This is a genomic window from Pseudomonas sp. WOUb67 (assembly GCF_050058005.1).
Lineage (GTDB): Bacteria > Pseudomonadota > Gammaproteobacteria > Pseudomonadales > Pseudomonadaceae > Aquipseudomonas > Aquipseudomonas putida_R.
The window spans coordinates 5,463,260-5,476,504 of record NZ_CP170112.1 but is presented as its reverse complement, the minus strand read 5'-3'; the positions used below and the strand labels follow the sequence as shown (position 1 = coordinate 5,476,504).

Genomic DNA, 13,245 nt, shown 5'->3' with positions numbered 1-13,245 from the left:
AGGAGCAGCCTTGTGCTGCGAAGAGGCCGGCACAAGCAACATCATGCCTGCGCTGAAAATGGCCAACTGTCAGCCACCAGAAACACCCGCTCCACCTCCTGCCAGGCACCCTCAGCATCTGGCTCCAACCTCACCAGCAACTGCGCCGGCGCCTGCCGCTCCAGCACATGCAACCAGGCCGCAAACTGCTCCAGCGTCCAGCCTTCGCCTGCCTCGACCCGCGCCGGTGCCAGCCAGGCATGCCGCTGCAACGGCTGCCAATGTTCACCCTCAGCCATGACCCAGTCGCGCCGGCGTACCCAGCGCCCGCGCAAGTGCTGCGGGTTGGCGCCCGCGGGTGGCTCGGCATGCCCAGGCCACGGATAGAACAGGTAGCCACCCAGCCACACGTGTGCCTGCACCTGCTCAACCCCCAACCGCGCCAGCAGCTCGCGGCTGTGCGTGCCGTTCGACATGGGCAACTGGTGCCCGGTCAGGTGCGCAAGTTTGGTCCCCAGCCGGTCATGGCACCCAGGCCCCACCCAGGCATGCGGGTCGTGTGCGGCGCCCTGCGGCCCCAGGTACAGCTTGATCGCCAGTTCCAGGTGGTGCACGCCGTCTCGGTCGCGCAGCACCACGTCCAGCTCGCCCAGGGTGTGCCCAGCGTCACGGATTGCCAGGTTGGCCGCCAACAGCTCGATGCCGGGTGCCTGGTCCAGGGCAAATTGCCACAGCCGTTCGTAGTACAGCCCCAGCCGCCGGCTACCGAGCTTTGCCAGCCACTCGCACAACGGGCGGTCATCGGCATCCAGCGCGCGCAACCAGCCCTCCAGGCGCTGCGGCTGCTCCGCCCAGAGGCTGCCGGTCAGCGGGTGGCGCTGGGGGCAGGGCGGGGCGCTGAGCAGGGGCGGCGACAGCAGGGCCCAGGCCAGGTCGCGCACGGCGGGGCGGCGTAGCTGCCGGGGCAGGTCGATGAGCAGGGCGAATGGCATCATCCAGCGAGCATAGCCGGTTTGCCGCTGCCCGGTGGTTTCGCCCATAATCGGTCCATCGTCACCCGTCGCAGAGCCCCGCAGGAGCCCCATGGAGCAATTTCGCAATATCGGTATCATCGGTCGCCTTGGCAGCTCGCAGGTGCTCGACACCATTCGCCGACTGAAAAAATTCCTCCTCGAGCGCCACTTGCATGTGATTCTCGAAGACACCATTGCCGAAGTGCTGCCCGGCCACGGCCTGCAAACCTCCACCCGCAAGCTGCTGGGCGAGGTCTGTGACCTGGTCATCGTGGTCGGCGGCGACGGCAGCCTGCTGGGCGCCGCCCGTGCACTGGCCCGGCACAATATTCCGGTGCTGGGCATCAACCGTGGCAACCTGGGCTTCCTCACCGACATCCGCCCCGACGAGCTGGAAGAGAAAGTAGCCGAAGTGCTCGACGGCCACTACCTGGTGGAAAACCGCTTCCTGCTGCAGGCCGAGGTGCGCCGCCATCACGAAGCCATCGGCCAGGGTGATGCGCTGAACGACGTGGTGCTGCACCCGGGCAAGTCCACGCGCATGATCGAGTTCGAGATCTACATCGATGGCCAGTTCGTCTGCAGCCAGAAGGCCGACGGCCTGATCGTCGCCACCCCCACCGGTTCCACCGCCTACGCGCTGTCGGCCGGTGGCCCGATCATGCACCCCAAGCTCGACGCCATTGTCATCGTGCCAATGTACCCGCACACCTTGTCGGGCCGGCCGATCGTGGTCGACGGCAACAGCGAGCTGAAGATCGTGGTGTCCAAGGACCTGCAGATCTACCCGCAGGTGTCCTGTGACGGCCAGAACCACTTCACCTGCGCCCCCGGCGACACCATCACGGTGAGCAAGAAGCCGCAGAAGCTGCGCCTGATCCACCCGCTGGACCACAATTACTACGAGGTCTGCCGCACCAAACTGGGTTGGGGCAGCCGTCTTGGGAGCAGGGACGACTGATGCTCGATCCGGCGCGAAGTTTCGACATCATTGGTGACGTGCACGGCTGCGCACTGACCCTTGAACGCCTGCTCGACGCCCTCGGTTACAAGCGTGTGGCCGGCGTATGGCGCCACCCACGGCGGCTGGCGCTGTTCCTGGGCGATATCGTCGACCGCGGGCCACGCATTCGCGAGGCGTTGCACATCGTCCATGACATGGTCGAGGCCGGCCAGGCCTTCTGCATCATGGGCAACCACGAATACAACGCACTGGGCTGGGTCACCCCGGCGCTGCCCGGTAGCGGCAAAGCGTATGTGCGCGAGCACACGCCACGCCATGCCCGGCTGATCGACGAAACCCTCACCCAGTTCGCCCACCACCCCGGCGACTGGCACGACTTCGTCAACTGGTTCTACCAGCTGCCGCTGTTCATCGACGCCGGGCGCTTCCGCCTGGTGCACGCCTGCTGGGACCCTCGGTTGATCGAGCCGTTGCGCCAGCAATACCCCGACGGGCGCATCGATGAACACTTCATCCAGGCCTCGGCGGTGAGTGGCAGTTTCGCCGACACGGTGTGCAACCGCCTGCTGCGCGGCACCGACATGCGCCTGCCGGACGGCCTGACCCTGACCGGGGGCGACGGCCTGACCCGTGCCTTTTTCCGTACCAAGTTCTGGGAAGAAGACCCGCAAACCTACGGCGACATCGTGTTCCAACCCGATGCCCTTCCCGAGGACGTGGCCAGTACCCCGCTCAGCCACAGCCAGAAGAACGCCTTGCTGCGCTATGCCGAAGACGAGCCCTTGCTGTTCGTTGGCCACTACTGGCGCAGCGGCCGACCGGCGCCGATACGGTCCAACCTGGCCTGCCTGGACTACAGTGCCGTGCTCTACGGCAAGCTGGCCGCCTACCGGCTGGATGATGAAACCCGCATCGACCCGCACAAGTTCGTCTGGGTCGACGTCGACCGCCCACAGGCCAACCAATGAACATTATCGAAGTGATGCGCCTGCCGCTGTCGGTCGACCTCAGCGGCTTTATCCACCTGCTGCAGCGCCTGCAGGTGCCGCACCGGGTGAGCGAGGATGGCGATTCCCAGGTGCTCTGGGCCCCTGACACCCTGGTCGAGGACGTGCTGCAACTCTACCAGCGCTACCCCGACGGCAACGCCGACATCCAGGCAACCGACGAACCTGTGGGAGCGGGCTTGTCGGGGCGCCGAACCGCCGCGAATAGCCCCACACAGCCCTCCCTGGTAGAACAGGCCAAAGCCTGCAAGGTCACCACCCTCACGCTGCTGCTGTGCTTCATCGTCGCCGGCCTCACCAGTCTGGGCGACAACTTCACCACCATCAGCTGGTTCACCTTCCTCGACTTCCGCGTCCAGGGCGACTACCTGTACTTCAGCTCACTGGCGCAAGTGCTGGACGAAGGCCAGTGGTGGCGCCTGGTATCGCCCATGTTGATGCACTTCGGTGTGCTGCACCTGGCCATGAACAGCCTGTGGTACTGGGAGCTGGGTAAACGGATCGAACTGCGCCAGGGCCCCTGGATGTTGCTGGGCCTGACCCTGCTGTTCAGCCTGGTGTCCAACCTGGCCCAGCACTACACCAGCGGGCCGAGCCTGTTCGGCGGCCTGTCCGGCGTGCTGTACGGCTTGCTCGGGCATATCTGGCTGTATCAGTGGCTGGCGCCCAACCGTTACTTCGACCTGCCCAAGGGCGTGCTGGTGATGATGCTGATCTGGCTGGTGGTATGCCTGACCGGCGTGGTCGGCACCCTGGGCCTGGGCCAGATCGCCAACGCCGCCCATGTTGGCGGGCTGCTCATCGGATGCCTGACCGGGCTCTTGGGTGGGGCGCTGGCCCGGCGTAAACTGTCGGCTTGAATCAGGAGACACTATGTCCACTTTCGCGCAAATGATTGAAAACATCACACCGGAAATCTACGAGAGCCTGAAACTGGCCGTGGAAATCGGCAAATGGTCCGATGGCCGCAAGCTCACCGCCGAGCAGAAAGAGCTGTCGCTGCAGGCCGTGATCGCCTGGGAGATCCAGAACCTGCCTGAAGACCAGCGCACCGGCTACATGGGCCCGCAGGAATGCGCGTCGAAGTCTGCGCCGATCGCCAACATTCTGTTCAAGTCGGACTCGGTACATTGATCGAACTCGCTCGTGGCTCATTGAGCAAAATGGCGGTAAGCCTGCAGGCACCCGTGGTGCAATACAGCTTCCGCCTGGATGACACGCAGGTGCCGGTCAACCCGCTGATCGGCCAGCGCCTGCGCCTGGAATACCTCGGCGCCATTCACTGCAACCACTGCGGCAAGCGCACCAAGACCAGCTTCAGCCAGGGGTACTGCTACCCGTGCATGACCAAGCTGGCCCAGTGCGACGTGTGCATCATGGCCCCGGAAAAATGCCACTACGACGCCGGCACCTGCCGTGAGCCGTCGTGGGGCGAGCAGTTCTGCATGACCGACCACGTGGTCTACCTGGCCAATTCGTCAGGGATCAAGGTCGGCATCACCCGCGCCACCCAGCTGCCCACCCGCTGGCTCGACCAGGGCGCCAGCCAGGCCCTGCCGATCATGCGCGTGGCTACCCGTCAGCAGTCAGGCCTAGTCGAAGACGTACTGCGCAGCCAGGTGCCGGACCGCACCAACTGGCGCACGCTGCTCAAAGGCGACGCCGAGGTGCTCGACCTGCCGGCTATCCGCGATCAGATCTTCGATGCCTGCGCCGATGGGCTGCGCGAGCTGCACGGGCGCTTTGGCCTGCAGGCGATCCAGCCGCTGCCCGACGCCGAAGTGGTGCAGATGAAGTACCCGGTCGAGGCCTACCCGAAAAAGATCGTCAGCTTCAACCTCGACAAGGACCCGGTGGCCGAAGGCACGCTGCTGGGTGTCAAAGGTCAGTACCTGATCTTCGACACCGGTGTGATCAATATTCGCAAGTACACGGCCTACCAGTTGGCCGTGCTCCAGTAAAAAGGACCTGCACATGCGTACCGAACAACCGCAAGTGATCTACCTGAAGGATTACCAGGCGCCCGAGTACCTGATCGACGAGACGCACCTGACCTTCGAGCTGTTCGAGGACCACACCCTGGTTCACGCGCAACTGGTCATGCGCCGCAACCCGGCACGCGGTGCCGGCCTGCCGCCCCTGGTGCTCGACGGCCAGCAGCTGGAACTGCTGCGCGCCGCGCTGGACGACCAGGAACTGCAGGCGGGCGAGTACCAGCTCGAAGCCGACAGCCTGACGCTGCACCCCAAGGCCGAGCAGTTCACCCTCGACACCAGCGTGAAGATCCACCCCGAGAGCAATACCGCACTGGAAGGCCTGTACAAGTCGGGCAAGATGTTCTGCACCCAGTGCGAGGCCGAGGGCTTCCGCAAGATCACCTACTACCTCGACCGCCCGGACGTGATGAGCACCTTCACCACCACGGTGATCGCCGAGCAGCATCGCTACCCGGTGCTGCTGTCGAACGGCAACCCGACCGGCAGCGGGCCGGCCGAGGATGGCCGCCACTGGGCAACCTGGGAGGACCCGTTCAAGAAGCCCGCCTACCTGTTCGCGCTGGTGGCCGGTGACCTGTGGTGCGTCGAGGACACCTTCACGCGCCAGTCTGGCCGTGATGTGATGCTGCGCATCTATGTCGAGCCCGAGAACCTCGACAAGTGCGACCACGCCATGGTCAGCCTGAAGAAGTCCATGCGCTGGGACGAAGAAGTCTACGGCCGCGAGTACGACCTGGACATCTTCATGATTGTTGCGGTCAACGACTTCAACATGGGCGCCATGGAAAACAAGGGCCTGAACATCTTCAACTCCAGCTGTGTGCTGGCCCGTGCCGAAACCGCCACCGATGCCGCGCACCAGCGCGTCGAAGGCGTGGTCGCCCACGAGTACTTCCACAACTGGTCGGGCAACCGTGTCACCTGCCGTGACTGGTTCCAGCTTTCGCTGAAAGAAGGCTTCACGGTGTTCCGCGATGCCGAGTTCAGCGCCGACATGAACTCGCGCACGGTCAAGCGCATCGAAGACGTCGCCTACCTGCGCACCCACCAGTTCGCCGAAGACGCCGGCCCCATGGCCCACCCGGTGCGCCCGGACAGCTTCATCGAAATCTCCAACTTCTACACCCTGACCGTGTACGAGAAGGGCGCCGAAGTGGTGCGCATGGTGCGTACCCTGCTGGGTAACGAGGGCTTCCGCAAAGGCAGCGACCTGTACTTTGAACGCCATGATGGCCAGGCGGTGACCACCGACGACTTCATCAAGGCCATGGAAGACGCCAACGGTGTCGACTTCACCCAGTTCAAGCGTTGGTACAGCCAGGCGGGCACCCCGCGCCTGGAAGTCAGCGAGGCCTACGATGCTGGCGCTCAGACCTACAGCCTGACCTTCCGCCAGAGCTGCCCGCAAACCCCGGACAAGGCCGAAAAGCTGCCGTTCGTGATCCCGGTGGAGCTGGGCCTGCTGGACGCTGCGGGCAACGACCTGCCGCTGCAACTGGCCGGTGAAGCTGCTGCCAATGGCACCAGCCGTGTGCTGTCGGTGACCGAGGCCGAGCAAACCTTCACTTTCGAGGGTGTCCAGGCCAAGCCGCTGCCTTCGCTGCTGCGCGGTTTCAGTGCGCCGGTGAAGCTCAGCTTCCCTTACGACCGCGACCAGCTGATGTTCCTGATGCAGCACGACAGCGACGGCTTCAACCGCTGGGAAGCGGGCCAGCAGCTGTCGGTGCAAGTGCTGCAAGAGCTGATCGGCCAGCATCAACGCGGCGAAGCCCTGAAACTCGACCAGCGCCTGATCACTGCCCTGGGCACCGTGCTGGGCAACGAGTCGCTGGACCCGGCCATGGTTGCCGAAATGCTGTCGCTGCCGGGCGAGGCGTACCTCACCGAGATCAGCCAGGTGGCCGACGTCGACGCCATCCACGCTGCCCGCGAGTTCGCCCGCCAGCAGATCGCCGCGCAGCTGTTCGACGCCCTGTGGGCGCGCTACCAGGCCAACCGTGACGTGTCGCGCAGCACCGCCTACGTGGCTTCTGCCGAGCACTTCGCCCGCCGTAGCCTGCAGAACATTGCCCTGTCGTACCTGATGCAGAGCGGCAAGCCGCAGGTGCTGGAAGCGACCCTGGAGCAGTTCGATCAGTGCGACAACATGACCGAACGCCTCACGGCCCTGGCGGTACTGGTCAACTCGCCGTTCGAAGCCGAGCGGGGCAAGGCCCTGGAAGCCTTTGCCGAGCACTTCAAGGACAACCCGCTGGTCATGGACCAGTGGTTCAGCGTGCAGGCGGCCAGCGCGCTGCCGGGCGGGCTGGCGCGGGTCAAGGCGTTGATGCAGCACCCGGCGTTCACCCTGAAGAACCCGAACAAGGTACGTGCGCTGGTGGGGGCGTTTGCCGGGCAGAACCTGGTCAACTTCCATGCGGCGGATGGCTCGGGCTACCGCTTCCTGGCAGACCTGGTGATCGAGCTGAATGCGCTGAACCCGCAGATTGCCTCGCGGCAACTGGCCCCGCTGACCCGCTGGCGCAAGTATGACGATGCGCGCCAGGCCCTGATGAAGGGCGAGCTGGAGCGGATTCTGGCTTCTGGCGAGCTGTCCAGTGATGTGTATGAAGTGGTAAGCAAGAGCCTGGCTTAAGTTTTCTGTAGTCAGGGCTGGCCTCTTCGCGGGTAAACCCGCTCCCACAGGTACTGCACCGTCCATGATAACGGTGCAGTACCTGTGGGAGCGGGTTTACCCGCGAAGCTTTTTGGGCCGACAACAAAACATAACACCCCGCCCGTTGTATCCCCGCCAACATCCCCGCTACAGTCCCCTCAAGCTATTGCAGGCCTCTAGATCAGGCTTTTCGCAGTACCTGCAATGCATTGACCCACCAAAAAGAACACAACAAGGGGGCAGTCATGAGGGAACAGCTACCGGCGCCAGCCAGGCGTGGTGCCTGGCCATGGGCGGCCAGCGCAGTGCTGGCACTGGCATTGGGGGTGTGGGCCGACAGTGCCCAGGCCGCCGCCGCCGACGAATACTCCACCGAATCCGCCAAGGCCAGCCAAAGCCTGCTGATCGGCGCCACCCATGCCGGCAAGCGTCTGGTGGTGGTGGGTGATCGCGGCCACATTCTGTTCTCCGACGACCAGGGCAGCACCTGGACCCAGGCCCGGGTACCTACCCGGCAATTGCTCACCGCCGTGTTCTTCCTCGATGACAAACGCGGCTGGGCGGTCGGCCATGATGCGCAGATCCTCGCCAGCAGCGACGGCGGGGCGACCTGGAGCAAGCAGTTCGAAGACCTCGCCCGTGAAGCGCCCTTGCTCGATGTCGCCTTCCTCGATGCCCAGCACGGCTTTGCCGTGGGTGCCTACGGCGCCTTGCTGGAAACCACAGACGGCGGCCAGCACTGGCAGGACGTGGCCGAGCGCCTGGACAACCCTGACCAGTTGCACCTGAACGGAATCGCCCGAGTACGTGACGCCGGCCTGTTCATCGTCGGCGAGCAGGGTGGCATGTTCCGCTCGGCAGACAACGGCCAGACCTGGAGCAGGGTCCAAGGCCCCTACGAGGGCTCGCTGTTCGGCGTGATCGGCACCGCCCAGCCGCACACCCTGCTGGCCTACGGCCTGCGCGGCAACCTGTTCCGTTCCACCGATTTTGGTGACAGCTGGCAGCCGATCGAGCTCAAGGCCACGCGCGGTGACCTCGAATTCGGCCTGGCAAGCGCTACGCTTCTCGATGATGGCACCCTGGTGCTGGTCGGCAACGGCGGCAGCGTGCTGCGCAGTACCGATGGCGGCCAGGCCTTCAGCGTGTACAACCGTGCCGACCGTATCGCCCTGGCTGGCGTCAGCGGCCTGGCCAATGGCGGCCTGCTGCTGGTAGGGCAGGGCGGTGTACACCTGGCGGATGCCCAGGGTGCCGAGGGGGCGAGCCAATGACCAGCAGGGAGAGCATTACCATGCACCCGCACCACCAGGACAAGGCCACGCTGCTCGAACGCCTGATCTTCAACAACCGCCCCGTGGTCATCGCGCTGTGCGTGCTGGTGAGCATTTTCCTGTTCTGGCAGGCCACGCAGATTCGCCCGTCCACCAGCTTCGAGAAGATGATCCCGCTGCAGCACCCGTTCATCGAGCAGATGATGGAGCACCGCAACGACCTGGCCAACCTCGGCAACACCGTGCGCATTTCGGTCGAGGCGGTGAACGGCGACATTTTCGACAAGGACTACATGGAGACCCTGCGTCAGGTCCATGACGAGGTGTTCTACATTCCCGGCGTCGACCGTGCGGGGCTGAAATCGCTGTGGAGCCCCAGCGTGCGCTGGAGCGAGGTTACCGAAGAAGGGTTTTCCGGTGGCGAGGTGATCCCCAACACCTACAACGGTTCGCAGGACAGCCTCGACACCCTGCGCGACAACGTGCTCAAGTCCGGCCAGGTGGGGCGGCTGGTGGGCAACAACTTCAAGTCCAGCATCGTCGACGTGCCGCTGCTGGAGAGCTACCCCGACCCGCAGGACCCCGGCAAGCAGGTGAAGCTGGACTACCAGCAGTTCTCGCACCTGCTTGAAGAGAAGATCCGCGACAAGTTCCAGGCGCAGAACCCCAATGTGAAAATCCACATTGTCGGTTTCGCCAAGAAGGTCGGTGACCTGATCGACGGCCTGGTGATGGTGGCGATGTTCTTTGGCGTCGCCCTGGCCATTACCTGGGTGCTGTTGTACTGGTTCACCTGGTGCATCCGCAGCACCATCGCCGTGCTCATCACCACCCTGGTGGCGGTGGTCTGGCAACTGGGGCTGATGCATGCGGTGGGCTTTGGCCTGGACCCCTACTCGATGCTGGTGCCGTTCCTGATCTTCGCCATCGGCATTTCCCACGGGGTGCAGAAGATCAACGGCATCGCCTTGCAGTCGAGTGACGCCGACAACGCCCTCACGGCGGCCCGGCGCACCTTCCGCCAGCTGTTCCTGCCGGGCATGATCGCCATCCTCGCCGACGCAGTGGGCTTCATCACCCTGCTGATCATCGACATCGGGGTGATTCGCGAGCTGGCCATCGGCGCCTCCATCGGCGTGGCGGTGATCGTGTTCACCAACCTGATCCTGCTGCCGGTGGCCATTTCCTATGTCGGCATCAGCAAGAAGGCCATCGAGCGCAGCAAGAAGGACGCGACCTGCGAGCACCCGTTCTGGCGCCTGTTGTCGAACTTCGCCAGTGCCAAGGTGGCGCCGGTGTCGGTAACCCTGGCGCTGATCGCCTTCGCTGGTGGCCTGTGGTACAGCCAGAACCTGAAGATCGGCGACCTCGACCAGGGCGCGCCGGAGCTGCGGCCCGACTCGCGCTACAACCAGGACAACAGCTTCATCATCAGCAACTATTCGACCAGTTCCGACGTGCTGGTGATCATGGTCAAGACCCCGTCGGAGCAGTGCTCGATCCACTCGACCATGGCGCCGATCGACGAGCTGATGTGGACCATGCAGAACACCCCGGGTGTGCAGTCGGCGATTTCCCTGGTGACCGTGTCCAAGCAGGTGATCAAGGGCATGAACGAGGGCAGCCTGAAATGGGAAACCCTGTCGCGTAACCCGGACATCCTCAACAACTCCATCGCCCGTGCCGACGGCCTGTACAACGGTGACTGCTCGCTGGCGCCGGTGCTGGTGTTCCTCAACGACCACAAGGCCGAGACCCTGGAGCGGGTCACTGCCGCGGCCAAGGCATTTGCCGACAGCCACAACAAGGAGGGCCTGCAGTTCCTGCTGGCGGCGGGTAACGCCGGGATCGAGGCGGCGACCAACGAGGTCATCAAGTCGGCCGAGCTGACCATCCTGATCCTGGTGTACATCTGCGTGGCGGTGATGTGCCTGATCACCTTCCGCTCGTTCGCCGCCACCCTGTGCATCGTCCTGCCGCTGGTACTGACCTCGGTGCTGGGCAATGCGCTGATGGCCTACATGGGCATCGGGGTGAAGGTGGCGACCTTGCCGGTGGTGGCGCTGGGCGTGGGGATTGGCGTGGATTACGGCATCTACATCTACAGCCGCCTGGAAAGCTTCCTGCGGGCCGGGCTGCCGTTGCAGGAGGCCTACTACCAGACCCTGCGCTCGACCGGTAAAGCCGTGTTGTTCACTGGCTTGTGCCTGGCCATCGGCGTGTGCACCTGGATCTTCTCGGCGATCAAGTTCCAGGCCGACATGGGGCTGATGTTGACCTTCATGCTGCTGTGGAACATGTTTGGCGCGCTGTGGCTGCTGCCGGCGCTGGCACGGTTCCTGATCAAGCCTGAGAAGATGGTGGGCAAGGAGGGTGGGTCGATTTTTGCCCATTGAATCGCAGGGGGCCGCTTTGCGGCCCATTCGCAGCACAAGGCTGCTCCTACAAGGGTTACGCGATCCCCTGTAGGAGCAGCCTTGTGCTGCGAATGGGCTGCAAAGCAGCCCCAAGGCTATAATGCCAACTCATTTCAGATTGGTACCCCCATGTCCCCCCTCGCCACCGCCCTGCAGTCCTGCGACATGCTCCTGATCGACGGCCTGCACGCCTTCGATTTCACCGCCGACGAATCCGGCCTCACCGTCGAATGCATGGACGGGCGCCAGCTGCGCCGCTGGTCCTTCACCCCCGATCAAGTCGCAGCCGCCATCGCCACCGGTGATGAATGGCAACTCAACGATGCCAACGGCGAGCATCGGCTAGTCTGTATGAGTGCCTTTCGTGCCCCGGATGATGACCAAGATGAACCGGACCTGGACGAGCCTGCTGACCGCTAGCCTGATGAGCCTGACAATTCACGCCCACGCCGCCACCTTGCTGGTGGGCAGCTACACCGATGGCGCCAGCCAGGGTATCTACCTCTACCAGTTCGACGACAAGGCCGGCCAGATCGACCCCACACCCCTGCAGGTGGTGAAGAGCGTCAGCCCTTCGTGGCTGGTGCTGTCGGCCGACCAGCGTCAGCTGTTCGCGGTGAATGAGACCCCGCAGGGCCATGCCAGCAGTTTCAGCATCAGCAGCGAAGGCGACATCAAGCCGCTCAACCAGGTGGCCTCCCAGGGCGACGAGCCGACCCACGCCAGCCTCAGCCGTGACCAGCGCTTCCTGTTCGTGGCCAACTACGCGGTCAACCCCGACCCCGGTGGCAGCCTGGTGGTGATCCCGGTGGGCAGGGACGGCAAGCTCAAGCCCGTGGTGCAACAGGCCCGGCACAAGGCGAGCGGGGTCAACCCTGAGCGCCAGGCCGGTGCCCACGTGCATTCGCTGGTGTTGTCGCCGGACGGTCAGCACCTGTACGCCAGCGACCTGGGTGCCGACAAGGTGTTCATCTACCGCTACGACGGTGCCAGTGCGGACCACCCGTTGACGGCGGCGATACCTGCGTCCGTGGCCTTGCCGCCGGGCAGCGGGCCGCGTCACCTGCTGTTCGACGCCAAGGGCCGGCACGCCTACCTCACCCTGGAGATGAACGCCGAAGTGGTGATGTTCGATGTGCAGGACGGCAACCTGATTGAACGCCAGCGCCTGCCACTTACCGAGCGCCCAGAGGCGGCGGCGAAAGCGGGGGGTGGCTTGCACCTGTCGGCGGATGGGCGCTTCCTGTACGTGAGCAACCGTGGCACGGCCAATGAAATTGTGGCGTTCAGCGTGGGCAAGCAGGACGGCCAGCTGAAGCTCCTGCAGCGTCGCTCGGTGGAAGGCGATCACCCCCGGGAGTTTGCCCTGGACCCGAGTGACAACTTCCTGCTGGTGGCCAACCAGAAGAGCAACCAGATTGTGGTGATACGTCGCGATCCGCGCAGTGGCAAGCTGCTGGAGACGGTGCAGACGCTGAAGCAGGAGGCACCCTCGGACCTCAAGTTCATCGAGTGATATCGATCAGCGTGATAATCGGTACTGCCGCAATGAATTTTTGCGTGCGGCCTTGGCGGCGTAAGTTTGACCCAAGGCCCAAACGGGTCACCGTCAAACCACCGCCGTCGAGGTCAGCCCAGATGAACTTCAATCTCTTCCCGGTCATTGCCGCATCCGCCATTTCCGCATCGGTCGTATTGCCAACGCATGCCCATGCCGACAGCAGCGCCAAGGCGTCCGCTACCCACAGCTACACCGAACAGTACCTGCGCCAGAGCGCCAACTTCCATGCGGCCCTGAGTGGCAAACAGCACCACTGAATCCTGTACTGGCCCTATCGCCGGCAAGCCAGCTCCCACAGGGGTTATGCAGGCCTTAGGTCCAGCGCTGTACCTGTGGGAGCTGGCTTGCCGGCGATAGGGCCAGTACAGGAAACAGGT

The 13,245-nt window shown here is 64.1% G+C and carries 12 protein-coding genes; 11 read left to right on the top strand and 1 reads right to left on the bottom strand.

Annotated features, from left to right (window positions below; translation table 11 throughout):
• Window positions 1-41 precede the first annotated feature (41 nt).
• Window positions 42-1,019, bottom strand: coding sequence for a DUF1853 family protein (locus ABOC32_RS24250; RefSeq protein ID WP_426809176.1), 978 nt, complete (start codon window positions 1,017-1,019; stop codon window positions 42-44).
• 43 nt (window positions 1,020-1,062) lie between these two features.
• Between ABOC32_RS24250 and ABOC32_RS24245 the strand changes: the two genes are divergently transcribed.
• The 11 genes from ABOC32_RS24245 (at window position 1,063) to ABOC32_RS24195 (ending at window position 13,125) form a co-directional block, all read left to right on the top strand.
• Window positions 1,063-1,953: an NAD(+) kinase gene (locus ABOC32_RS24245; protein WP_008090067.1), complete on the top strand. Its 891-nt coding sequence runs from the start codon at window positions 1,063-1,065 to the stop codon at window positions 1,951-1,953.
• Window positions 1,950-2,924 carry a metallophosphoesterase gene (locus tag ABOC32_RS24240; RefSeq protein ID WP_426811655.1) on the top strand — a complete coding sequence of 325 codons (975 nt, stop codon included), beginning with the start codon at window positions 1,950-1,952 and terminating at the stop codon, window positions 2,922-2,924. Before ABOC32_RS24245 ends, ABOC32_RS24240 begins: the two co-directional genes overlap by 4 nt.
• Window positions 2,921-3,823, top strand: a complete 903-nt coding sequence (locus tag ABOC32_RS24235; RefSeq protein ID WP_426809175.1) for a rhomboid family intramembrane serine protease — start codon at window positions 2,921-2,923, stop codon at window positions 3,821-3,823. Before ABOC32_RS24240 ends, ABOC32_RS24235 begins: the two co-directional genes overlap by 4 nt.
• Before the next feature lie 13 nt (window positions 3,824-3,836).
• On the top strand, window positions 3,837-4,097 hold the full coding sequence (locus ABOC32_RS24230) for a YeaC family protein (RefSeq protein ID WP_016500845.1): 261 nt from the start codon (window positions 3,837-3,839) through the stop codon (window positions 4,095-4,097).
• A complete protein-coding gene (locus tag ABOC32_RS24225) occupies window positions 4,094-4,924 on the top strand; it encodes a DUF2797 domain-containing protein (protein WP_426809174.1) in 831 nt (276 codons plus the stop codon). Before ABOC32_RS24230 ends, ABOC32_RS24225 begins: the two co-directional genes overlap by 4 nt.
• A gap of 13 nt (window positions 4,925-4,937) precedes the next feature.
• A complete protein-coding gene (gene pepN / locus ABOC32_RS24220; protein WP_426809173.1) occupies window positions 4,938-7,595 on the top strand; it encodes an aminopeptidase N in 2,658 nt (885 codons plus the stop codon).
• Window positions 7,596-7,861: 266 nt separating this feature from the next.
• Entirely contained in the window at window positions 7,862-8,890 is a 1,029-nt protein-coding gene (locus tag ABOC32_RS24215; protein ID WP_426809172.1) for a WD40/YVTN/BNR-like repeat-containing protein, read from the top strand.
• Window positions 8,891-8,910: 20 nt separating this feature from the next.
• A complete protein-coding gene (locus ABOC32_RS24210) occupies window positions 8,911-11,286 on the top strand; it encodes an efflux RND transporter permease subunit (protein ID WP_426809171.1) in 2,376 nt (791 codons plus the stop codon).
• 150 nt (window positions 11,287-11,436) lie between these two features.
• A complete protein-coding gene (locus tag ABOC32_RS24205) occupies window positions 11,437-11,727 on the top strand; it encodes a DUF5629 family protein (RefSeq protein ID WP_426809170.1) in 291 nt (96 codons plus the stop codon).
• Window positions 11,693-12,823, top strand: a complete 1,131-nt coding sequence (locus ABOC32_RS24200; RefSeq protein WP_426809169.1) for a lactonase family protein — start codon at window positions 11,693-11,695, stop codon at window positions 12,821-12,823. The genes ABOC32_RS24205 and ABOC32_RS24200 overlap by 35 nt, the downstream gene beginning before the upstream one ends.
• A 122-nt stretch (window positions 12,824-12,945) precedes the next feature.
• Window positions 12,946-13,125 carry a hypothetical protein gene (locus ABOC32_RS24195; protein WP_264362313.1) on the top strand — a complete coding sequence of 60 codons (180 nt, stop codon included), beginning with the start codon at window positions 12,946-12,948 and terminating at the stop codon, window positions 13,123-13,125.
• Window positions 13,126-13,245: the final 120 nt, after the last annotated feature.